Here is a 23,672-nt window from a genome sequence, read left to right on the forward strand (position 1 = left end):
TGAGTCAAAATTCCTTACATATTCATAATAACTAAATAATGTTGTGTTGTCGATTAATAGAGATAACGCTTTCAAAATAATAAGCGTCTTTTGTAAAGATATGATATACATTTCTACTTATATTGTTTTATTACACTAAAAACTCCTTTATTTCAAAATTTTAAGCTGTGTTAAAACTTATCAATAAAGGAGTGTTTTTAGCTAGTTTTGCTTACTGAATAATCGTAAAATACTTTGTATTTAATTAATCTTCCATCGTACTTAAGTCCCCTTCTGGCAAGTCAAGTTCCCATGCTTTTAATACACGACGCATAATTTTACCTGAACGTGTTTTAGGTAATTTTTCTTTAAATTCTATTTCGCGTGGTGCAGCATGTGCAGCTAATCCTTCTTTAACAAATTTACGAATTTCTTCTTTCAACTCATCACTTTCTTCGAATTCAGGACGTAGGGCAACAAATGCTTTGATAATTTCACCACGTACAGGATCAGGTTTACCAATAACTCCTGCTTCAGCAACTGCTTCATGTTCCACTAATTTTGATTCTACTTCAAATGGACCTACGCGTTCTCCTGCTGTCATGATTACATCATCAACACGACCTTGGAACCAGAAATATCCGTCTTCATCTTTATAAGCGGAATCTCCAGAAACATACCAGTCGCCGATAAAATACGATTCATATTTTTCAGGATTATTCCAAATGGAAATCATCATGGATGGCCAACCTTTTTTAATTGCTAAATTACCCATGCGATTAGGGGGTAATTCATTACCTTGGTCATCTACGATTGATGCCTCAATGCCTGGTAAAGGTTTACCCATTGAGCCTAATTTCACGTCCATCGAAGGATAATTTACAATCATATGACCACCTGTTTCAGTCATCCACCAAGTGTCTAATACACGCAATCCAAATACATCTTTTGCCCATTTAATGACTTCAGGGTTTAAAGGTTCACCGACAGATAAAATACTCTTCAATGATGACAAGTCATATTTTTCGACGATATCGTCACCAGCACTCATTAACATTCTTAACGCTGTTGGTGCTGTATACCAGATAGTCACTTTAAATTCTTCTATCATGCCATACCATGCTTCAGGAGAAAATCTACCTCCCGCAATACAATTCGTAATGCCATTTAACCAAGGACTAAATATACCGTACGATGTACCAGTGACCCATCCTGGATCTGCTGTACACCAATACACATCATCATCTTTAAAATCAAGTACATATTTACCTGAAATATAATGTACCAACATTGATCTTTGCGCATGTAGTACACCTTTAGGTTGACCAGTTGATCCTGATGTATAATGTAAAATCAAACCATCATCTAAATCTAACCATTCTGTATCAAATTGATCACTTGCTTGTTCAAACTCACTATTGAAATCTACATATGCACGATCTACATCATTATCAACTACAATGATTGTTTCTAAATTTGGTAATTTATCTACAGGTATTCTTGGTAATAAGCTATTAGTAGTAACAATCACTTTCGCCTCACTATTTTCTAGTCTATCTCCAACAGCTTTTTCCATAAATGCTTCAAATAATGGGCCGACAATTGCACCTATTTTCAAAATACCAAATAATGCAAAATAAAGTTCAGGTGTTCGTGGCATGAAAATAAATACACGATCACCTTTTTCAACATTTGCCTTATCCTTTAAAACATTTGCAGCTTTATTCGATTTTGATTTCATTTCACTGAAAGTATAACTTTCTTGTCGCTGATCATCTTTATAATGAAGTGCAACTTTTTCTCCTTTACCTTCATCCACATGACGATCGATACATTCATGCGCCATATTCACTTTACCAGTGTCATACCATGAAAATGCTTTTTCGACCTCTTTCCAATCAAAGTTGTTGTATTGTTTCTCATAGTTTTGAAGGTTAAAATTTCCTTCTTCCCCTTTATATACTTCTACTTTCATTCTAAATCCCCCTCTTAATGAAATCGAATGCTTAATGCATATTATAACTAACAAATTCGCAATTTTCAAAATAATCGGTGTAAACGGATACATTATCGTGTTAATTTTTTCTAAAATCCCTTATACTAAAAGTATTAAAGGATGAATATGATATTCATCTACAGTCGTTTGGAGTGAAAAAATGGAACATATAAAAACGTATCAATTTCAAACATTTCATTTGGACGAAGGTACATTTATTATAGAAGGTCCTGTTTCTAGAGAAAATCTTGAACTTATGACTTTTGATGATGGACTTTCTGCTTTTCGACAACCCGACGATCAATTTATAGCTATAAAAGAAATTAGTGAATTAGCAGAAGGTAGAATTTTTGTGATACGAGAACATAAACATATTATTGGTTATGTCACCTATCATTATCCTGATCCATTAGAACGTTGGTCGGATGGTAACCTTGAGTACTTAATAGAACTGGGTGCCATAGAAATCAGTTTACCTTATCGACATTTACATTTAGGCAGTAAACTCATTCGTTTAAGTTTGACTGCTGATGAATATGAAGATTATATCGTATTAACCACTGAGTATTATTGGCATTGGGATTTAAAAAATGCAAGTCTGGATGTTTACGCGTATAAAAAACTAATGCAAAAATTAATGGGTTATGGGGGCCTAGAGATTTTTGCTACAGATGATCCTGAAATCACTAGCCATCCAGCTAATTGTTTAATGGCAAGAATAGGTGCACGCATTTCCATTGATCAGTTACAAGCATTCGATGATTTAAGATACAAGAATCGCTTTTTCTTTTAAAGGGGAGTTAAATCAATATGAGCAATACCCAAAATACTGGTTTTGTTTATTCAAACGAAATCTTACAATATCGTTTTAGTAATCAACATCCTTTCAATCAAATGAGATTGAAACTGACAACTGAACTATTAAGTGATTTAGGTTATTTAAAACCTGAACACATTGTTAGACCACGGATTGCAACAGATGACGAATTAAATTTGATTCATAGCTATGATTATATACAATCTATTAGACGTGCATCACATGGCATTTTAAATGACAATGAAGCCAAGAAATATGGCTTAGATGGAAGCGATACACTGCAATTTAGAATGATGCATAAACACAGTGCACGCATTGTGGGTGGTGCCCTTAATTTAGCTGATAAAATTATGGACGGTACATTCACCAATGGTTGCCATTTAGGTGGTGGATTGCATCATAGTTTGCCAGGTCGTGCCAATGGTTTCTGCATATACAATGATGTGGCAATTACCATTGCTTACCTCATCAAGCATTATGATTTACGAGTAATGTGTATAGATACAGATGCACATCATGGGGATGGAACACAATGGAGTTTTTATACTAACAACGATGCATTAATTTATTCTATACATGAAACAGGTAAATTTTTATTCCCTGGGTCGGGAAACTATACAGAACGCGGCAATGAACAAGGCTTCGGTTATACCGTCAATATACCACTTGAACCGTACACAGAAGATGATTCTTATCTCGAGGTCTTAAATGAAACATTAGAACCTGTTGTTGCCTCTTTCAAACCTGATATCATTGTGAGTGTGCATGGTGTAGATATTCATTATTTAGATCCACTCACACATATGAGTTGTACACTAAATACACTATATGAAATCCCCTATAAAATTAAAGCATTAGCAGATAAATATACTGATGGAAAAGTGATTATGTTTGGTGGCGGTGGTTACAATATTTGGAAAGTTGTACCTCGTGCATGGACGCATGTTTTTTTAGCATTAATTGGTGAACAACAACAACAAGGTGAATTGCCTGAAAAATGGGTTGCTAAGTGGACACCTTATGCTACTTGTGAATTACCAAAGACTTGGAAAGACCAAAAATTAGATTATCAATTGATACCCAGACGTAAAGAAATTACAGAGATCAATATGAAACATGCAACTCAAGTATTAAGCTGGTTTAAATAACCCTTATTTTTATAGTTTTACTACATAAAAAACACAAAGCGTGATAAAGCCCCACTACTCAGCTCATTGAGATTAGTGGGGCTTATGCATGAATTTCAGTTCAGGTAAAACTTAAAACCAGTGTATTCTTGCTAAACTAGTACAGCAAAATCATTTTAAACATGGATTTTGGTCATAACATCTGTGTTTTATTAAATTTATTTTGTTGTACCTCTATATTCAATTCTATGCGGTAAAATCACATTAGGTTCATCAATTTCTTCTTCGTTCATATATTTGGTTAATAATCTCATTCCCACTGCACCAATATCATACAATGGCTGAATCACACTTGATAATTGTGGTCTAACCATTTCTACTAATCGTGTATTATTAAAACTAACAATTTGTAAATCATCCGGAACAGTTACACCCTCATCTTGTGCTGCATGAACTAAACCAATTGCTTGTTCATCACTAATTGATAAAATAGCATCTGGTTTAGTAGATTTTAATGCACCAAATGCACGTAAACCATCTTTATATGTTTCATTACCATTGAAGATTAATTGTTCATCTAATGTTAATTGATTTTCTGATAAGACTTCTTTTAATCCTTCTAACACATCATCTTGTGCCTTCTTGGAATAATCTCCACCTACAAAAGCAAAACGCTTTGCCCCTTTTTCGATCAGGTGTGCAGTTATTTCTTTTGCAGCAGTTTGGAAATCAATATTAACAGATGAAATTCCTTCATCTTTACCATTCGTACCTGACACAACCACTGGTACAGATGATTTATTAATCAACTCTTTAATTTCTTCTGATATGGTACCACCTAAAAAGATAATGCCATCTACTTGTTTGCTTAATAAATTATTAAAAATTTCTTTCTCTTTGCTTGGATCATTATCAGAATTAGAGATGATTGAATGATACTTATACATCGTAGCAATGTCTTCTAAACCACGTGCGAGTTGTGAATAATACACATTTGAAATATCTGGGATAATTACTCCAACAGTCGTCGTACGTTTACTCGCTAATCCTCTTGCTACTGCGTTAGGACGATAACTCAATTTTTTTATTACTTCGTTCACTTTGTCTCGGGTTTCTGGTTTTACATTTTGGTTACCATTTACGACACGCGAAACAGTAGCCATAGATACTCTAGCTTCTCTAGCTACATCATAAATTGTTACAGTCATAAACTTCCTCCTTGAAAGCGATTTCTTTATCATTATACTCTGTTTTCATAACATTTTCAAAGTTTACCATATTTTTCGTAAATGTAAAATCATTTTGATTTGAATGTCATAATTATGTCAATTTCATAATAATTTATCAAATCTTATTTGAGTATATTTTTTATTTCATTAACAATAAATTTTAAAAGCAGTATTTATTTTTCGTATAAATAGTTATTATAAAGCAATATAAAAACCTCTATATGCACCTAAATAGTTAGTGTGCAAAATAGAGGTTATAAAATCATAATATCATATACATTATTTTAATTGTTTGCTGTTATACATATCAGCTAATGGTTTTAATTCATTGTAGAATTTTTCAAATTCATTTAAATCCATTTGTTGACCACTATCACTTAATGCAACAGAAGGATCTGGGTGAACTTCTGCCATAATACCATCAGCACCAACAGCTAAACCTGCTTTTGCAGTAGGTAACATGATATCTTTACGTCCAGTACTATGTGTAACATCTACTAAAACTGGTAAATGTGTACCCTGTTTTAAAATTGGCACTGCGGAAATGTCTAATGTATTTCTAGTAGCTTTTTCATATGTACGTATACCACGTTCACATAAAATTATATTTTCATTACCTTGCGACGCAATATACTCAGCTGCAAAAATAAATTCTTCAATTGTAGCGGCCAATCCACGTTTTAATAATACTGGCTTATTAGAACGCCCTGCCTCTTTTAATAATTCGAAATTCTGCATATTACGTGCACCGATTTGAAAGACATCTAAATATTGATCAGCAATTTCAAAATCTGCTGGATTTACAATTTCACTTACAACATTCAAACCATATTTATCTTTTGTATTTTTAAGTATTTTAAGTCCTTCTTCACCTAATCCTTGGAAATCATAAGGTGATGTACGAGGTTTAAATGCACCACCTCTAATGAATTTCTCACCTTTAGCTTGTAAATTTGCAGCAACTGCATCTACTTGTTCTTGTGACTCAACTGAGCATGGACCAAAAACAAATGATTTATTACCATCACCAATAATGCCTCCATTATCAAATTGAACAATCGTATCTTCTGGTTTCAATTTTCTAGACACATATAAGTGTTTTTCATTCTCTGATTTTTGCAAGTCAGTAGAGGCTTTAAAAATTTCTTTAAATAGTTGTTTAATCACATTATCATTAAACGGACCTTCATTTTTATCTAAAAGTTGGTTAATCATTTCTTTTTCACGTTGAGGGTCATAAACCATTGTACCCTGTTTGCGTTTTTCTTCACCTATTTTTTGTGCGATTTTCCCTCTTTTAGATAAAAGGTCTAATATTTGTTCATTAATTCCAACAATTTCATCTCTGTATTCTTGTAATTTGTCTGTCATTTTATTCACCTCTATGAAAATTTTACAGCGATATTTTATTCTGCTTTAAAGCGATAAAATATTTGTTAAACGTAATTCTAACAATAACTACATATAAGTTCAAGTCTCAAACGTAAAAAATCACTTTTTAAAGTGAATACGTTTAATGATAACTGAATTTTCTGTTATTTGCTAGTCGTATTTTTACACTATTACTTAAAATATAATTTTATTTCAACGACTCGTTACAACGTATGCAAGTAGATTTAGTTTAGTGCTATTTATTAAATTATGCAAAATAGCTTATTTTTGAATAACAAAATATAAATTGTACGATTTTGTAATGTGCTGACGCCCTGGGATTCATATGAATGAGAGACTACAGGCTCTAATCATATCCCCAGGCAAGCATGCAAAGTCAAAATCGTAAGATTTTAAATATAAAGAAGACCTATCCATCATGTGTATTCATATTAAGTTATATCTTTGGTTAATTAAAAATACGACTTTCTATTAGTTGTATAAGTTAAATAAGACGAAGCTTTTTTCTATTGTATTAAAGCACATCACTTATAGAGATTTTGCATCGTGCTGACGCCCGGGGAAATGATATGAGCGAGAGACTACAGGCTCTAGCCATATCCCCAGGCAAGCATGCACGATCAAAATCGTAAGATTTTAAATATAAAGAGGACCAATCCATATTATGGATTGGCCCTCTTATTTTGAGATGGGGATTTATGCCCGAAACTCTTTTTGATTATAGAATTTATACCAAAATCAGATAACAGCTTTTAGTCGTTAAATGTTCTTTTATCTATTTTACTTTTCGCTTTTTCAGACTTCTTGTTTTGTAATCTATTTTTTGAATATGTTGGCACTTCTTGGTCAGAATTAGCTGAAACAGTATTGTTATCACTAGAAGATTGCTTACTTATACCTTGTTCAGCATTATCATGAACAATCATACCATCTTTAAAAGACACACTTTTATGTGTTTGCTTAACACGTTGCTCTGCAGCTTGAGATGCATTATTATTTGAAGCTTGACCATGTTTATCTGCAGAATTTTCTACTTTATTATTATTTTCTACTGCATTATCTAATTTCTTTGTAACTAAATTAGGTACTTTTTGATTACCTTTAGCTGTTAGCGTTTCAGGTTTTAATAAATCAACTGTCTTTTCAGCTACTTTAGGATCTTTGGACATTGCATCACGTTTTTGACTCGCTGCTAATGCTAATCCTGCAGCAGTAATACTACCTGCAACTGTTGCTGATTTTAAACTGTTTGTTGATTCAGCTTCAGTACTTTTAGTAACTAAATTAGGAACTGCCTTTTTAGAATTAGATTTTACATTTTCTTCAGCTACAAGTGCAGTTGTGTTTTTCTTAACTGTCGTGTCATTTTTTAAAGCTTTATTTTTCTCTTCAGCAGCATTCGCTAATTTTGTAGCCGATACTGTACCATTTTTTGATGATTCGTCAGAAGATGATGCAACTGTAGAATCAGATAAATGATGTGTTTCTGACTCTTGCTTAATTGCATTTTTTTGAGCATTTTTTTCACTTTCTGTTGGTTGTGCTTGTACATCAATATTGTTCAAACTATCATCTGATGCTTCACTCGATTGTTGTTCAGTTAATGTTTCTTGTGCTTGAGGTGACGTATTAGATAAGTTGTGTGAAGCCGTCTCTTGTTGAATTGCAACTTTTTGCGCATCTAATTCATTGTTTGTAATTGCTTTTTCTTTAATGTGCGCAACTTGACGTTCTGCTTCTGCTTTATCATTTTCAGCTTCTTTAACTACATTTGATTTGAATGCTTTATTATTTTTAGGAACGGATTTATCACTTTGACGTGATTTACTAATAGAAACCAACCCTACTGCCGAACCTATCACTGCACCCACTATAAATCCATAAACAAACACATTCCTAGCGCCAGATGTAAAATATTCTGGAACTTCATAGCTTTCTAAATTTCTTTCGAAATCATCTCGATTATAGTACTTCATATTTGAATGCCTCCTATAACAAATGCACTTAAATAAGTTTATACCTCATTTAAGTGCATTTGTTTTTTAAGTATATAAATGATTAATGGTCAACACGTGTAGTATAGCTATGATTTGCATCGTCTGCTACGCTACTTGTTTTATAATTTGCACTTTCTCTACGATTTCTTCTGTTTTGCCATTTGTCAGCAACTTCCATTGCAACGTTTGACCATTGTACAACTTGAGAAATTTTATCTTCATTTTGAGAAATATTGTGCGTGATTGAGTTAGTTACTCGATCAACAGAACCATTTAATGTTTGAACTGAATCACCGATACCTTTCACAGCATCAACGACAGAGTTTAAACGTTCTGATTTATCTTGAATATCTTCAGTTAAGCGATTCGCTTTATGAAGTAAGTCAGTAGATTCACGTGTAATCCCTTGAATTTGTCCTTCAACTCCATCAAGAGTTTTAGCAACGTGATCTAAATTTTTCTTAACTGAAAGTAATACAACAACGATTCCTATACATAATACTAAAAAAGCAATCGCTGCAATTATTCCAGCTATAGGTAAAATCCATTCCATTTAAAACGCCTCCTAAAAAAACATATGTTGTTATTTAATATAAATACCCACATCATTTTAACATAAACATATTAAAATGAGGTAGTTACACCGATATTTTCCATATATGCACGTTGGATTTTTTGTATATCGCCTGCACCCATAAATAAGATAACTGCATCTTTATACTGTTCTAAAGCATTTACACTATGCTCATCAATAAGCGTGGAACCATCCACCCTTTTAACTAGGTCTTGAATGGTTAGTTCACCATTATTTTCTCTTATTGATCCAAAAATTTCACATAAAAATGTTTTATCAGCAAGATTCAAACATTCAGCAAATTCTTCTAAAAAAGCCTGTGTTCTACTGAAAGTATGTGGTTGGAAAACAGCTATAACTTCTTTATTAGGATATTTTTTTCGTGCTGTCTCAATTGTAGCACTAATTTCTCTCGGATGGTGAGCATAATCATCCACTAATATTTGTTTACCCGCCTTAGTTTCATTAAATCTACGTTTTACACCACCAAATGTTTCTAACGCTTCTTTAATATTATCAACGTTTAATCCTTCTAAATAACTTATTGCTATTACAGCAAGTCCATTTAAAATATTATGATCCCCAAATTGTGGAGATAAGAAAGTATCATAATATTTATTATTAATATAAACATCAAATTGCGTACCCTTTTCACTAAATTGAATATTATCTGCATATATATCATCATTTTTAGAGAATCCATAATAATAAATAGGTACATCTGCTTTTAAATCACGAAGATATGGATCATCTCCCCAAGCTATAATTGCTTTTTTTATGTTATGTGCCATTTCTTGAAAAGCATTAAAAACATCATGTACATCTTTAAAATAATCTGGATGATCAAAATCAATATTTGTCATAATAGTATAATCCGGGTGATAACTTAAAAAATGTCTACGGTATTCACACGCTTCAAAAGCAAAGTAATCACTAGCCGGAATACCTAAACCTGTACCGTCTCCAATTAGGAAAGATGTCTTTTTATCTCCGTTCATAACATGTGATAGTAAGCCAGTTGTAGATGTTTTACCATGTGCACCTGTTACAGCAACAGAAGTGTATTGGTTAATAACATGACCTAAAAAATCATGATAACGAATAACTTCTAAATTTAATTCATGTGCGCGGACTACTTCTTCATGCGTATCAGGAAAGGCATTACCTTGAACAATGACCATATCTGCCTTTATATTATCTGCATCAAAGGGCAGGATTTTTATACCTTTATTTTTTAATGCTACTTCTGTGAAAACATAATTCTTTATATCTGATCCTTGTACTTCATTTCCAAGATCATGCATGATTTGTGCTAATGAACTCATACCGGCACCTTTAATGCCGACAAAATGGTAATGTGTCATTGTAACACTCCTTTATCTCTATATTAATTATCATTCAAATCAGACTCTGTGATATACACATCTCTAGGTTTCGAACCGTTTGCTTCCGAAACATAACCTAACTGTTCTAGTTGGTCTACAATTCTCGCAGCGCGATTATAACCGATTTGGAAATGTCTTTGTATCAGTGAAGTAGAAATATGTCCTTCTTGTACCATAAATCGACATACGTCGTCGAATAAATCATCTTGTGGATGACTTTCTACTTTTTTCAACAATTCTTTTTCTTCAAAAAGATAATCAGGTTCACGTTGTTGTTTAATAAAATCAACTACATCATCAATTTCTTCATCAGAAACGAATGTTCCTTGTACACGTATGGGTTTGTTCATTCCACTTCCTAGGTATAGCATATCCCCATAACCTAATAAGCGCTCTGCTCCACCACTATCTAAAATCGTACGTGAATCTACACTTGAAGATACCATAAAGGCAATACGTGTTGGTATATTCGCTTTGATTAATCCTGTAATTACGTTTACGGATGGTCTTTGTGTTGCAACTAACATATGAATCCCACATGCGCGTGCTTTTTGTGCAATTCGTGCAATTGATTGTTCAACCTCTTGTGGTGCCATCATCATTAAATCAGCTAATTCATCTATTACTATAACAATTTTTGGCATTCTATCTTCATAATTTGCTTTTTTATTAAAAGCAGTTATATTTCTAACATGGTATTTGGCAAATACTTTATATCGACGTTCCATTTCTTCAACTGCCCATTTTAAACTTTGTGTAGCAGCTTTAACATCAGTAATAACAGGAGATACCAAATGTGGCAAGCCATTATATGGTGCCAACTCAACCATCTTAGGATCGATAAGTAATAACCTTAGTTCTTCAGGATGATTTTTATACAATAATGACATTAAAATGCTGTTAATAGATACAGATTTACCTGAGCCTGTAGCACCAGCAATTAAAGCATGAGGTGTTTTTGCTATATCCATAACCAATGGCTCATTGTTAATTCTAAGCCCCATAGCTACTGTTAATTTAGATTCAGCATTTTTAAATGTATTATCTTCTATGATAGAACGTAAATTAACAGGTGTGGAAGACTGATTTGGCACTTCAATACCTACTAGACTCGTGCCTGGAATAGGTGCTTCAATACGTATATCTTTTGCTGCCAATGCCATTTTAATATCATCTTGTAAGTTAGTGATTCTAGATACTTTCACACCTTTTTCAACAGACAGTTCAAAACGAGTCACACTTGGTCCTTCCGTAACAGTTTGAACTTCCGCAGGTACATTGAAATAATAGAATGCTTCATTTAATTCTTGTTTCTTTTCTTCAATCCATTGATTATCTATTTCATGCACTTTAGGTTCATCAAGTAAATCAATACTTGGAAGTTTAATATTCGGACCTTTTCTTATTGACGTTTTACTTTCTTGATATGGTGGCGTATTTTGACTTGGCTGACTCACAGTATTTGAATTCTGAGACGTCGTATCATTAACTGATTGATTGTCTATATGTTTGGATTCAAGTTTTTGTGTTTTTTCATCATGCTCGTTTTCTATACCTTCATCTTTCAGACCTTTACTGGACTGTACATCCTCAGTCAATGTTTCAGATTGCGCATGCATATCCGTAATTTTTGACTTATTATCGTCTGAAGCATATACTTCCACGTTATTTTCGGTTTGCATTTGTTGATGATAAGAAGCAGTTGATTCAGCTTTTTTTGTCTGTGTTGGTTTATCTATATTTTCATCTGATTGTTGTAATTTAACCTCATTAGATTTGACAGAAGTATTCGTGTTGTTAAGATTTTTTTTAGCATCAAGCATTCGTTTTTTGTCAGATGGTGTCATCACTACATTGAAAGGTTTGCTCCCTTTCAATCTAGTTGTATTTTTATGTTGTTGATTCCTTTGTTCATCACTATTAACTTTAGCTGCTGGCTTATCATGAACTTGTTGTGTTTCATCATCTTTATTCTCTGAAATCTGTGCGTCACTAACAAATGTATTTTCACCAGTTCTATCCGCTTCAGTATTAACCGATGAATCTTTTTGATATCGTGAAGCATTTTGATTTAAATCATCAGTGTCATCTATATTTTGCTCATCTTCTTTTTCAAAATGATGGTTTGTATACATTGATGTATCATCCACAGAATAATCATTTTCATTTTTCGATGTTTTTACTTCATTTTTGTGCGCTTGTTGAGTCGAATCAAGCGTATTTTGTGACATATCTTTTTGAACATCTGAAATTTCTCTATAAGTTGCATCCGAAATTTCAGTATTATCGATTGATTCTGTTGAGTTTTCATCGTCGTGTTGCAGAACATTATCTATTTCTACATGATTACTATCTTGAAAAAGATTTGACTCGTCATTAGCTTGACTCGTTGATGTTTCTGTAATACTTGGTTCATTTTCTACATTGACAGTTTGATTCTCACTTTCATCTGACTCAACATCTGATTGGTTATTGTCAATGTTATGTACATCACTTATATGATCTAAATTAATTTCTTGATACTTGTATTGTGACGTATCACTTTGGTTATCAGCATCATTTTGTTCATTTGTATCTTTATCTGACAATTTTTTTGCGTAGTCTGTATCACTATTATTATTTTCTGATCCGTCTAATGAACTTTCTCCAATATATTGTTTTGCTTGTTGTGCATACATTTCATCAATTGCTTTTTGAATTGTATCTTCGTCATTTTGTTGATTTTCTTGTCGCTTCTGTTGCAATGCTTTCTTAAACTGACGTTTTTGAAGCACTTTACGCTCACGTTCTCTACGAATTTCTTCAACAATTTGAGACGCATAGATATTTTCTATATTGATTGTATTGTTCTTTTTAGGTGTAGTTGTTGATTGTGATACATGATCTTGTTGCATAGATTTATTTTGCGTTTGTTCTTTGCTCTTTTTAGATGATGGTTGTTCGCTATCAACTTGAGAAAATTGATCAAACGTTGATTCATCAGTGACGCTTTGGTCATTGTTAGAATTTAATTTTTGTTCTCCTTGCATTTCACTCTCATTATCATCTGTAAAACGATTATTAGGTTTTATCACACCATTTTCTAAAGGATGTGGTTTTTTAGTTCCAAAAATAGCTGAAGGAACTTCGCTCGCTTTAAATTCACTTTTATGATATTGAGGTGTAGTAGGCTCATGTTTTTTTGTACTATGTCCACTTCCGTGTCCAGTACCGCCTAAAACATCTGTTTGAATTCTTGTTCTTTTTCCTTTGTGTTGTTTCTTTTCTTTACGAACTTCATTATCTAATGACGCATTTGTTTTACTACGTGATGATGGATAAGATTCTGTAGATGGTTGATCAAATTTATCTGTAGTTGTTTCATCAGCCATTTGTCTCCGTCTTCTATAGTGGTGATTCTCAGTATGAGGATTAGATGACTTATGATTGGAATTTTTAAATTCATTTTCTGATGATTCTTTATTAGCGTCCTCAGTGTCACTATTTTCTTCTAAAACACGCATTGGAAATCTAAATTTCCCTTTGGGTCTCTCATAAACATCGTTATTTTGAGGAAGTAATGTGTCTTGATGTTCTTGCTGCATATTCTTTTGGCGTCGTTGGTTTCTTTTATTTAGATAATCTTTATTAGGATCATTTTCTTCTCCAAATAATTTGTCGAACCAGCTCATTCGGACATTACCTCCTTCTATTCTTCAAAAAATGCCTGTCCAACTTTGTATTCATCAGACAATACCATAATACCTTTTTCCTGTGGAGCATTTGGTAAATTTAATTCTTTCATAGAACAAATCATTCCACTTGAATCTACACCACGTAATGCTGCATCTTTAATAACCATGCCACTTGGCATCACAGCTCCTACTTTTGCTACAACGACCTTTTGTCCTGCTTCAACATTCGGCGCTCCACAAACGATTTGTAGCTTTTCTGTTTCTACATCTACATTTAAAACACTTAATTTATCTGCATCTGGGTGTTTTTCTTTAGTTTCAACATAACCGACAACAAATTTTGGTGATAAATCTGCGTTCAATTCAAATGTGAAACCAGCATTATTAATTGCTTGTTGTAAGTCATGAATCAAATTTTCATCCAATTTTATATGACCTTTTCCAGTAATATTTGAGACCTTTGATGCATTGAATATATTAAAACCTACAACCTTATTATCTTGACGAATTTCCACTACATCATTCTTTGTTTCATAAGTAAATTCACCTGTTGTGGGTTCAATTTGTAAAAAAGCTACATCTCCAACAGCTTCTTTATTGTAAAATAAATTCATTTTTTTAACTCCTTATTTCTTATCTTTATTTTCATATTGTTTTCTAGTTGCTTCTAATCTTTGGATGACATTTGGGTTTCTTTTTTGCTTATTATTTTTACCTAATATAAATATTGGTTCAAAATGTCCGTTATCATAAGCTAATGATAATGACGTGATTGGAACTAAACCTTTCGTGAAGAATTCCATCGTTAAATGTGCCATGACATCATAACCTGTTTTATTTCGTATATCGGCAATAATTAACACATCTTGATGTGGTACTGCTACCAACATTTCACCTTCACATTGAGCTTGTATGTCATTCAAAAAGGTATTATTTAAAATTCTACTTGCATCGTAGCCATCATTTGAATTTACAAAATAGAAAATATTACCTTTAACTTCATCAGTTTTATATTTGTTTTCAAGTTTTCTGACATTAAATAATGCCATTTCTTTCACTTGTTGTTTAGTAAGATTTAATTTTTCTAACATTTGTTCATCTATTAATCGATAAGATTTTCCTAAATCTACTGCATAATAAATATTTGTTTCTGCAGTATGTTTATCTATAACAAATGAATTACCTTCTTTATCTTTTTTATCAAAACTAGGCGATCTCAGTACAGGCATTATCTCAATGTTCTCTGCTTCAGATAAAGCCTCCCCTTTCATTTGTTCAATCGCTTCTTCAACATAATATACAATTTCATCTACAATGTTTTCTTTTTGTTCTTTATATTTCGCTACAATTGTAGAAATTTTGACAGTAACACCTTTGCCATTATCATTTCTAGATACGCGTAGCGTTTCTTCATCACGATTAAAACTAAATTTAACATCTAAATGTTTCAATCTATCTTTTAATTTATCTCTCATTTGAAAGACATTCATCGTTAACACTCCTATTTACGTGTCTTAATACAGTTTACAATAAATATACCCTTAGGAACAGAAAAAAAGTAAGTTCTAAGGGTATATTTTTAGCGTACACATTAATACATTTGATTTACTTTATTTTTATAAAGAAGCTAAAAATTCATCTATCTGTTCAATGGATTTACGTTCTTTGCCAATATAACTTCCAATTTGTTGTCCATTACTAAATACTAAAAAACTAGGAATGCCCATAATACCATGTTCAATACAAATATCTATAAATTTATCTCTATCCACTGATATGAATTTATAATTTGTATACTTCGCTTCAAGTTGTGGTAGGTCTGGTTCAATTACTTTACAATCCGGACACCAATCAGCAGTAAATAAAAATACTGTGTGTCCTTTTTTTAATTCTAAAAATTGTTGTTCATTTTCTAATTGTTCCATCTAATCACTCCAAAACGTTATTTATACTGTAAAGTATTTATTACTTCATTATCTAAATTTTTAACTGATTGTAATATTAAGCTTCTTGCAGCATCATAATCGCGAAAATCAAATACTGCATTTGTACTGTGAATATAGCGTGCACAAACACCAATAACCGCGGTTGGTATACCTATGTTTGCTTTGTGAATTTCTCCTCCATCTGTACCACCTGGAGACATATAATATTGATGTGGAATTTTAAATTTGTTTGCTAAATCTAACAGAAAATCTCTAAACGTTGGTTTTAATATCATTGTTCCATCTTTTATACGAATTAAAGTCCCTTTTCCCAGTTCACCGGAAAGATTTTGCTTTCCTTTCATATCATTTGCTGGTGAACAATCTACTATAAAAGCAACATCTGGATCAATTAATTCAGCAGAGGCTTTTGCACCTCTTAAACCAACCTCTTCTTGGACATTTGCTCCGACATATAAATCAAAATCTAACTCTACATCTTTTAATAATTCTAATAATTCTATGCCTATTAAACAACCATAGCGATTATCCCACGCTTTACTAGCAAACCTATGCTCTGATAATTGTGTGAATGGTGTGTCTGGAACTATAGTATCACCTATTTGAATGCCTCGATTTATGACATCTTGTTCGTTTTCACAACCTATATCTAATAATAAGTCTTCAATTTTTGGTGCGCCTTCGTTACCTGTTCTAAAATGTTTCGGTATATTTGCAACGACCCCGACAATTTCTTCGTTGTTTCTTGATTTTACCTTTAACCTTTGGCCTTGCCAAATATCAGTTGCTACTCCACCTAAATTAGTGAATTGTAAAAGCCCATTATCTGTGATGTTCGTTATTAAAAAACCTACTTCATCCATATGAGCGGCAACCATTATTCTTTTAGGATCTTTAGATTTAGATCGTTTAACCCCATAAAAACCACCCATACGATTATAAACAAAGTCATCTACATAGGGTGACATCTCATCTTTCAAATATGCTTTAACGTCATCTTCAAATCCTGGCGCGCCATGTAATTCTGTTAATATTTTCATTCTTGATAATGTTTTACTTTTGTCTATACTCAATGTCTTTCACTCCTTAATATTTATTATATCATCTTCATTATGGTAAACTATAAATATGAATTTATTGGGGGTAGATTGTAATATGTTGAATAAAAAAAGTTGGTTCTTCATCGGCTTAATCTTAATAACAACTATTGTTGGATCAATTTATTTTTATACTCGCCAAAAGCAACTACAAAATCGTAATCCTGAAACTATTATTTCAGATGTAAAAACTTATTTTATGAATGTTGTAGGTTCTTACATATTAAACGAAACGATAATGTATCAAAATGCTGGCGATCAATTAGAAGTCTTTCAAGGTGGTATCACTACCCTTCATAATGGCAAACGCACTTATTATGATTTTTATGCTAATGCTAAAACCGGTGAAGTGATAAACATCGTTGAATGCAAATGATAAATGGTTAAAGTTATGAACATGTTTGTATCATGTAGTCAACGATTATCGACTACATTGAAAGAAATAAACTATATCACTGCTCAAGCCAAGAAGACATAGATTGTATTTCTTGTTAAAGATATAGTGCTATTTCAAATGTTCAAAACTTTAACCTTTTACTTTATTCTCTTGTAATATAATGTTCGATTTCAGAGAGTTCTTTTTGGTTAAATTTTACAGCAAAGTAATTCACATCATGATAATATAAGAACCAGTAATTTTCTAAAATAAATCTAGGTATCATGCGTTCTTTTTCTCTTATTGACTGCATTGGATAATCATCGTAGGCAGTAACCCATAGCGGGTTTTTGTGAGCGACTGTGGGAAAAATATCTCCCATATGCACTGCTTTTTCTCCTTCACTTTCAATTGTAATAATTGAATGACCGTAACTATGACCTCCAGTATGGTACATATTAATCCCCTTGACTATTTCAATTTCATTTTCAAATAACAATAAATTATTGGAGAAATCACCATTATTTTTCTGCCAATACGTTGATTTACTACGTATATTAGGACTAATAAACTCATGCCATTCATCTTGTTGAATAATATGAATCGCATTTTTAAAAACCGCACGTCCTTCACTATCAGTTAATCCTGACGCATGGTCAAAATGTAGATGTGACATTAGTACATAATCAATATCATTCGTCGTCAAATTAAATAATTTTAACTCTTCATCTATTTTACTTTCATAATGCACACCAAATATTTTACGCTCTTTTTCCGTAAGCTTTTGATTACCTATACCAGTATCAATGATGAAGTTAAATTCTTCCGTTTGTATTAATATTGGATGTGTGGGTAATGGAATCCGATTGTCCTCACTCAGTTCATACTTTTTTGTCCATAAAACTTTGGGTACTACACCAAACATCGCTCCCCCATCAATGTTCGTAATACCACCATTAAGGTAATGTATCTTGAACTTTCCTAATTTCATAACCAATCCCCATTTCTTAATTTAATTACTAATCACTTAATATAGTAATATAATACTTGTTACACGTAAAATAACGAAATTTGTTAGTCCTCCTGCTATAGTCATTTCATTGCGATTTTGTAACATATTGACGTTCATGCATTCGTATGTGTGAGAGACTACAGGCTCGAGCCATATCCCCAGGCAAGCACGTACGGTCAAAATCACAAGATCGTTAATATAAAAAAGGACTAATCCGTCTTTCTTATGGATTAGCCCTTTATTTTGAACATGAGCGTTATAACTGAGTCATAACAAATATTTAATTATTATGGAATTTGGCTTCCATTCTATAAATTCTTGAACCTCTGTCAGAAAACTTTCGCTCATATTCTGTTTCAATATTATTCTCTTTTTCTTCTTGATGTAAATTTAAATTTATTTTTGTAAAATACATACCAAATTGGGACATACTTTCTAAGCTATAAGCAAATAATCCTCTATTATCTGTTTTAAAATGAATTTCTCCATCTGTTTTTAACACTTGTTTATACAAGGATAAAAACGTGTGATACGTTAATCTACGCTTAGTATGTCTTTTTTTCGGCCAAGGGTCAGAAAAATTTAAATAAATACGTGAAATTTCTCCATCTTTAAAGTATTCATTGAGTTCTATCGCATCATTACATATCAATTTAATATTTGTTAGATTTTGCTCTCTCACTTTATCTAACACTTTGACCATAACATTTTTTTCACGTTCCATAGATATAAAATTAATTTCAGGTCTTTGTGCAGCAAGTGTTGTTATAAATTGTCCCATGCCAGAACCAATTTCAATATAAATTGGTTGATCTTTATCAAACCATTCACTAATATGTCCCGCATGACTGCCATCCGTGTCTACAATATCAGGATGCGATTTTAAATAATCTTCAGCCCATGGCTTGTAACGCATTCTCATTTTCTTGATAACTCCTTATATAAATGCATTGTTATTCATTACTTCATTTAAGAACTTCAGCCACATATTCATATCTTTATAGCGTTTTTGTTCTTCATACCACTGTACCATTCCAATAGACTGGACAGCAGTATACCACTTCATCCTCTTTTGCAAGTCTATAGAATCTTTCGTACCGTAATCATTTAACCACTGAGGCCATTTATTTTCAGGAACGTAATTGTATAGCAGCATGCCTAAATCAATTGCTGGATCCGCAATCATTGCACCTTCCCAATCCACTAAAAATAATTCATCGTGGTCAGACAACAACCAATTATTGTGATTGACATCTCCATGGACAACTGTAAAAAATCTAGGGTCAAGACTTGGCATATGATCTTCTAAATAAGTTAATGCTTTTCGCACTACATGATGCGTTAACACTTCTCTAGATAATGAGGCATTTATTTTATTTAACAAAATATCAGGCGTAATAGGATACATTTCCATACGTTTCAACATATTCAAAAGTGTTTTTGAACTATGTATTTTTTTCAATAAATTAGCCACTCGTTGTTCATACATCTCATCGAAAGTTAGCTCTCTGCCATTTTTCCAATGTTGCGCTGTTACGACTTCCCCAGTCTCTATTCGTTTCGTCCATACAAGCTTAGGTACAATACCTTCAGCAGACAAGGCTGCAATAAATGGGTTTGAATTTCGTTTTAAAAACAATTTCTGCCCATCTTGTTCAGCCATATATGCTTCTCCAGATGCACCACCTGCTGAATCAAGTGTCCATCCTAATTGATAAAACTGCTCCAACACGTTCACCTCACTTTCAATTAGAAAATGGCTCAAGAAAACAGATTTCGAGAGCCAAATATAATCATTTTCTAATACACTTATAAACTTTAAACTCTATATCACAGTCATTTAATTATGACTATCATTTTGTCCCATAGAATCAAGTTTTCATATTTAAATATGAAATACTGTATCGAGATTAATAATAACTTTAACATCATATCATACATGATCTCGTAACAGTATTTTTTTGAAAAATTCCTTTAGTTTTTTATGAAATTTCAAGTCTCAATTTCAAGTCTCATAGAAGATTTTATAATGTTTAGAGATTTATTTCAACCAATAATGAGAAACAAAAAGTCACATTTTACTACAGTATTTTTCTGTAATTTTTTAAATCGGCTCAGTTAGCATTATAACATAATTTAGCTTTTATAGATGTTACATTTTATTTCCTTTTATGGAAAATATTAACTATCTGTGTCAATGTAACTATTAAATCCTTCTTGTAATGATTTCGTTACTGGACCGACTGCTCCGTCTCCTACTTGTTCGCCATCTAATTTAACGACTGGCATCACTTCAATAGAAGTACTAGACACAATAATTTCATCCGCGTTTCTTAAAAAGTCTACAGTAAATGTACCTTCATTAAATGGTATACCTTTTTCTTCGGCAATATCTTTTATAACCATTCGCGTAATACCATTCAATATATAATTGTTTACTGGATGTGTATAGATTTCGCCTGCTTTAATAGCATATACATTGCTTGATGATCCCTCAGTAACAATGTCACCTCTGTGTTGAATAGCTTCTTGCGCATTATATTTTACTGCACGCTCTTTAGCCAATACATTTCCAAGTAAATTCAAGCTTTTAATATCACATCTTAACCAACGAATATCCTCAGTTGTTATCGCATTAATACCTTCTTCTAATAACTTGTATGGACGTTCATAAGTTTTGGTAAATGCCATCACATTAGCTTCTACTGATGGTGTTGGAAAAGCATGGTCACGAGGTGCTGCTCCACGCGTAACTTGAATATAAACGCCGCCATTAACAACGCCATTCGCTGCTAATAATTCTTGAATTAATTCAGTAAGTTCATCCACATTGTATTTCAATTCTAAACCTATTTCTTTAGCACTTCTTATAAGCCTTTCAAAATGGGGTTTAGCAGTAAAAATATTATTATTATATGTTCTAATATATTCATATATCCCGTCACCAAATACGTAACCTCGATCATTGTATGGTACTTTTGCATCTTGTTCATCTACTAAATGTTCATTAATAAGTACTTTTGTCATCATCATTCCTCCACGCATAGTGCATATAAAGCTTCTAAATAAATACTAGTTGCATTAAATAATTGCTTTTTCGTAATATACTCATTTTTTTGATGCATTAAATCTTCGGAGTCATTAAACATAGCTCCAAAGGCAACACCTTTATCTAAATTACGTGCGTATGTTCCACCACCTATTGTGTAAGGTTCGGTTTGGTCACCAGTTTGATTACGATATGCTGTCACTAACGTTTGCACGAAAGGATCATTTTTATCCACATAGTGAGGTGTTTGGTTTTTACCTAATTCAATAGAAAATCCAAGTTGTTGAATCTCACCTTTAAAACGAGTCATGGCTTCTTCAAATTCAAAACCTTGCGGATATCTTAAGTTAATACCAAATCGGCCACCATTTTGATTATCGTATGAAATGATACCAATATTTGTAGTTACATCTCCCATGACATCTGTATGGAATTTCATCCCCATTTTTTCACCGAAATGAGAGTTGAATAAATACTGTTCACTAAATTGAGTGAAATTTTCAGCAGTTTTATCTAAATTTAATTTGGCTAAGAAATTCAATAAGTATAACCCTGCATTCACACCAATAGATGGATCCATACCATGTACAGCTTTACCATAAACCTTAAGTACTAATACACCGCTATCAACGATACTTTCACCATCAATATTATTATCAGATAAAAACTGTTCAAATTTTTGAATGACGTCAGTCATGTTTTCTTTAACTGCAAGTTTAGCAATTGCTTCATCAGGCACCATGTTATAGCGCTGACCGGATGCAAAAGAAATAAGTTCGTATTCTGGCTCATCTTTATCCTCTGCTTTGTCATTTTGAACCACATCAAATGTACTTATACCTTTTTCACCATGTATTGCTGGGAATTCAGCATCAGGTGCAAAGCCTAAAGTTGGCATTTCTTCAGTTTTAAAATAACGCTCTGTACATTGCCAATCTGACTCTTCATCAGTGCCTATAATGATATGTATACGTTTTTTCCAATTGACCTTCATATCGTTCAATATTTTCACTGCATAATATGCTGCTATTGTTGGCCCTTTATCATCAAGGGTACCTCTTGCAATAATCTTATCTTCAGTTACAACAGGATCGAAAGGATTAGAAACCCAACCATCGCCAGCCGGCACTACATCAACATGACATAAAATTCCCATAACATCTTCGCCTTCACCAACTTCAATACGTCCTGCAATATGTTCAACATCATGCGTGTTAAATCCATCACGTTCAGCAATACCATACATATAATCTAATGCCTTACGTGGTCCAGGTCCAACCGGATTTTCTGAAGAAATTTTATTATCGTCTCTCACACTTTCAATAGATAATAAGCCATTTAAATCGTTTATAATATCTGTTTCGTATTCTTTCACTTTATCTTTCCACATTTAGCATCAACTTCCTTTTTAATACTTATATATTTAATATTTTACATGAAGTAGTACAGAAACTACAGTGAGATGTGATTATTATTTTAAAAAAATTCACTGTATAATTAATTGAAAAACAGATTGAAGCCTTTCACATACATGTCTTTCAAAATCTGTATTAATATAAAAAAACCTAGTTCAAAACTATGAACTAGGTTAAAAAACTAAATTAATAATTGCTTATTTGTTTTTATTGTTTTTGAGTTCTTCTTCAGTAACGACGCGAAGATTATTTGAAGGATCAGCTGCACCTTCATCAGTAAATCTCGCTTCTTCAACATGTTCTTCTTCTTCAGATTCGCCTTTAAAACGATCTTTTTGTTCGTTAATGAAACCTTTAGGATCTTGTTTTACTTTTGAAGCATAACCTTTAGGGTCTTGTTTTACTTCATTATAAGTTTCATTGGCTTTTGAACTGATTTGACTAGCGATGTCTTTTGCGTTTTGCTTATAGGACTCAGGATTTGATTTATATTTACTATATTCATCCTTTAATTTATCTCTATTCTCTTTTTTAGAAAGAACAACTGCAGCAGCTGCGCCTCCAACACCTATAATTGCTTTTAATAATTTTGACATAATAACACCTC

At 32.5% G+C, this 23,672-nt stretch carries 20 protein-coding genes; 3 read left to right on the forward strand and 17 right to left on the reverse strand.

The features are described 5' to 3' along the window. Positions 1-244: 244 nt before the first annotated feature. Entirely contained in the window at positions 245-1,954 is a 1,710-nt protein-coding gene (gene acsA, locus KA873_RS07360; RefSeq protein ID WP_107504702.1) for an acetate--CoA ligase, read from the reverse strand. A 181-nt stretch (positions 1,955-2,135) separates the two neighbouring features. Between acsA and KA873_RS07365 the strand changes: the two genes are divergently transcribed. Beyond that, the gene (locus KA873_RS07365; RefSeq protein WP_107504703.1) at positions 2,136-2,768 is read left to right on the forward strand and encodes an N-acetyltransferase; all 633 of its coding nucleotides are present in this window, start codon (positions 2,136-2,138) and stop codon (positions 2,766-2,768) included. Between the two features lie 17 nt (positions 2,769-2,785). Continuing rightward, positions 2,786-3,940, forward strand: coding sequence for an acetoin utilization protein AcuC (locus KA873_RS07370; protein ID WP_119517601.1), 1,155 nt, complete (start codon positions 2,786-2,788; stop codon positions 3,938-3,940). 197 nt (positions 3,941-4,137) lie between these two features. Here the strand turns inward: KA873_RS07370 and ccpA are convergent, their stop codons facing one another. The 10 genes from ccpA to KA873_RS07420 all read right to left on the reverse strand — a co-directional run bounded on the left by ccpA (position 4,138) and on the right by KA873_RS07420 (position 17,156). Continuing rightward, complete coding sequence (gene ccpA, locus KA873_RS07375) at positions 4,138-5,127, reverse strand: catabolite control protein A (protein WP_019467758.1); 990 nt, start codon at positions 5,125-5,127, stop codon at positions 4,138-4,140. Positions 5,128-5,427: 300 nt separating this feature from the next. Then, entirely contained in the window at positions 5,428-6,519 is a 1,092-nt protein-coding gene (locus KA873_RS07380) for a bifunctional 3-deoxy-7-phosphoheptulonate synthase/chorismate mutase (RefSeq protein WP_107504705.1), read from the reverse strand. A gap of 773 nt (positions 6,520-7,292) precedes the next feature. Further along, the gene (locus KA873_RS07385; protein ID WP_107504706.1) at positions 7,293-8,516 is read right to left on the reverse strand and encodes a hypothetical protein; all 1,224 of its coding nucleotides are present in this window, start codon (positions 8,514-8,516) and stop codon (positions 7,293-7,295) included. Between the two features lie 82 nt (positions 8,517-8,598). Continuing rightward, entirely contained in the window at positions 8,599-9,090 is a 492-nt protein-coding gene (locus tag KA873_RS07390; protein WP_107384403.1) for a DUF948 domain-containing protein, read from the reverse strand. 71 nt (positions 9,091-9,161) lie between these two features. Next, the gene (murC, locus tag KA873_RS07395) at positions 9,162-10,475 is read right to left on the reverse strand and encodes a UDP-N-acetylmuramate--L-alanine ligase (RefSeq protein ID WP_210140202.1); all 1,314 of its coding nucleotides are present in this window, start codon (positions 10,473-10,475) and stop codon (positions 9,162-9,164) included. Positions 10,476-10,498: 23 nt separating this feature from the next. Continuing rightward, positions 10,499-14,167 carry a DNA translocase FtsK gene (locus KA873_RS07400; RefSeq protein ID WP_107504708.1) on the reverse strand — a complete coding sequence of 1,223 codons (3,669 nt, stop codon included), beginning with the start codon at positions 14,165-14,167 and terminating at the stop codon, positions 10,499-10,501. Positions 14,168-14,184: 17 nt separating this feature from the next. Continuing rightward, entirely contained in the window at positions 14,185-14,784 is a 600-nt protein-coding gene (ytpR, locus tag KA873_RS07405; protein ID WP_107384406.1) for a YtpR family tRNA-binding protein, read from the reverse strand. A 12-nt stretch (positions 14,785-14,796) separates the two neighbouring features. Beyond that, positions 14,797-15,660, reverse strand: a complete 864-nt coding sequence (locus KA873_RS07410) for a DUF1444 domain-containing protein (protein WP_107384407.1) — start codon at positions 15,658-15,660, stop codon at positions 14,797-14,799. Between the two features lie 126 nt (positions 15,661-15,786). After that, positions 15,787-16,095, reverse strand: a complete 309-nt coding sequence (locus KA873_RS07415) for a thioredoxin family protein (protein WP_019467703.1) — start codon at positions 16,093-16,095, stop codon at positions 15,787-15,789. 17 nt (positions 16,096-16,112) lie between these two features. Next, complete coding sequence (locus KA873_RS07420) at positions 16,113-17,156, reverse strand: M42 family metallopeptidase (RefSeq protein WP_394859703.1); 1,044 nt, start codon at positions 17,154-17,156, stop codon at positions 16,113-16,115. A gap of 115 nt (positions 17,157-17,271) precedes the next feature. Between KA873_RS07420 and KA873_RS07425 the strand changes: the two genes are divergently transcribed. Beyond that, the gene (locus KA873_RS07425; RefSeq protein WP_107385162.1) at positions 17,272-17,589 is read left to right on the forward strand and encodes a hypothetical protein; all 318 of its coding nucleotides are present in this window, start codon (positions 17,272-17,274) and stop codon (positions 17,587-17,589) included. A 163-nt stretch (positions 17,590-17,752) separates the two neighbouring features. On the opposite strand, the gene KA873_RS07430 is transcribed toward KA873_RS07425, so the two are convergent. The 6 genes from KA873_RS07430 to KA873_RS07455 form a co-directional block, all read right to left on the reverse strand. Beyond that, a complete protein-coding gene (locus KA873_RS07430; RefSeq protein WP_107504710.1) occupies positions 17,753-18,580 on the reverse strand; it encodes a YtnP family quorum-quenching lactonase in 828 nt (275 codons plus the stop codon). A gap of 301 nt (positions 18,581-18,881) precedes the next feature. Beyond that, complete coding sequence (trmB, locus tag KA873_RS07435; RefSeq protein WP_107385164.1) at positions 18,882-19,523, reverse strand: tRNA (guanosine(46)-N7)-methyltransferase TrmB; 642 nt, start codon at positions 19,521-19,523, stop codon at positions 18,882-18,884. A gap of 15 nt (positions 19,524-19,538) precedes the next feature. Next, positions 19,539-20,330 carry a phosphotransferase family protein gene (locus KA873_RS07440; protein WP_064208823.1) on the reverse strand — a complete coding sequence of 264 codons (792 nt, stop codon included), beginning with the start codon at positions 20,328-20,330 and terminating at the stop codon, positions 19,539-19,541. A gap of 452 nt (positions 20,331-20,782) precedes the next feature. Beyond that, entirely contained in the window at positions 20,783-21,628 is an 846-nt protein-coding gene (dat, locus tag KA873_RS07445) for a D-amino-acid transaminase (protein ID WP_107504711.1), read from the reverse strand. 2 nt (positions 21,629-21,630) lie between these two features. Then, complete coding sequence (gene pepV, locus KA873_RS07450; RefSeq protein WP_107504712.1) at positions 21,631-23,040, reverse strand: dipeptidase PepV; 1,410 nt, start codon at positions 23,038-23,040, stop codon at positions 21,631-21,633. Positions 23,041-23,262: 222 nt separating this feature from the next. After that, the gene (locus KA873_RS07455; RefSeq protein ID WP_107385125.1) at positions 23,263-23,661 is read right to left on the reverse strand and encodes a YtxH domain-containing protein; all 399 of its coding nucleotides are present in this window, start codon (positions 23,659-23,661) and stop codon (positions 23,263-23,265) included. Positions 23,662-23,672 lie beyond the last annotated feature (11 nt).

Source organism: Staphylococcus sp. GDY8P45P (assembly GCF_017892745.1).
In the GTDB taxonomy this organism is placed as follows: Bacteria; Bacillota; Bacilli; order Staphylococcales; family Staphylococcaceae; genus Staphylococcus; species Staphylococcus cohnii.

What these genes read in the sequence shown, in the direction of transcription:
- acsA (WP_107504702.1), bottom strand. Translation starts at nt 1,954, where the DNA reads ATGAAAGTAGAAGTATATAAAGGGGAAGAAGGAAATTTTAACCTTCAA.
- KA873_RS07365 (WP_107504703.1), top strand. Translation starts at nt 2,136, where the DNA reads ATGGAACATATAAAAACGTATCAATTTCAAACATTTCATTTGGACGAA.
- KA873_RS07370 (WP_119517601.1), top strand. Translation starts at nt 2,786, where the DNA reads ATGAGCAATACCCAAAATACTGGTTTTGTTTATTCAAACGAAATCTTA.
- ccpA (WP_019467758.1), bottom strand. Translation starts at nt 5,127, where the DNA reads ATGACTGTAACAATTTATGATGTAGCTAGAGAAGCTAGAGTATCTATG.
- KA873_RS07380 (WP_107504705.1), bottom strand. Translation starts at nt 6,519, where the DNA reads ATGACAGACAAATTACAAGAATACAGAGATGAAATTGTTGGAATTAAT.
- KA873_RS07385 (WP_107504706.1), bottom strand. Translation starts at nt 8,516, where the DNA reads ATGAAGTACTATAATCGAGATGATTTCGAAAGAAATTTAGAAAGCTAT.
- KA873_RS07390 (WP_107384403.1), bottom strand. Translation starts at nt 9,090, where the DNA reads ATGGAATGGATTTTACCTATAGCTGGAATAATTGCAGCGATTGCTTTT.
- murC (WP_210140202.1), bottom strand. Translation starts at nt 10,475, where the DNA reads ATGACACATTACCATTTTGTCGGCATTAAAGGTGCCGGTATGAGTTCA.
- KA873_RS07400 (WP_107504708.1), bottom strand. Translation starts at nt 14,167, where the DNA reads ATGAGCTGGTTCGACAAATTATTTGGAGAAGAAAATGATCCTAATAAA.
- ytpR (WP_107384406.1), bottom strand. Translation starts at nt 14,784, where the DNA reads ATGAATTTATTTTACAATAAAGAAGCTGTTGGAGATGTAGCTTTTTTA.
- KA873_RS07410 (WP_107384407.1), bottom strand. Translation starts at nt 15,660, where the DNA reads ATGAATGTCTTTCAAATGAGAGATAAATTAAAAGATAGATTGAAACAT.
- KA873_RS07415 (WP_019467703.1), bottom strand. Translation starts at nt 16,095, where the DNA reads ATGGAACAATTAGAAAATGAACAACAATTTTTAGAATTAAAAAAAGGA.
- KA873_RS07420 (WP_394859703.1), bottom strand. Translation starts at nt 17,156, where the DNA reads ATGAAAATATTAACAGAATTACATGGCGCGCCAGGATTTGAAGATGAC.
- KA873_RS07425 (WP_107385162.1), top strand. Translation starts at nt 17,272, where the DNA reads ATGTTGAATAAAAAAAGTTGGTTCTTCATCGGCTTAATCTTAATAACA.
- KA873_RS07430 (WP_107504710.1), bottom strand. Translation starts at nt 18,580, where the DNA reads ATGAAATTAGGAAAGTTCAAGATACATTACCTTAATGGTGGTATTACG.
- trmB (WP_107385164.1), bottom strand. Translation starts at nt 19,523, where the DNA reads ATGAGAATGCGTTACAAGCCATGGGCTGAAGATTATTTAAAATCGCAT.
- dat (WP_107504711.1), bottom strand. Translation starts at nt 21,628, where the DNA reads ATGACAAAAGTACTTATTAATGAACATTTAGTAGATGAACAAGATGCA.
- pepV (WP_107504712.1), bottom strand. Translation starts at nt 23,040, where the DNA reads ATGTGGAAAGATAAAGTGAAAGAATACGAAACAGATATTATAAACGAT.
- KA873_RS07455 (WP_107385125.1), bottom strand. Translation starts at nt 23,661, where the DNA reads ATGTCAAAATTATTAAAAGCAATTATAGGTGTTGGAGGCGCAGCTGCT.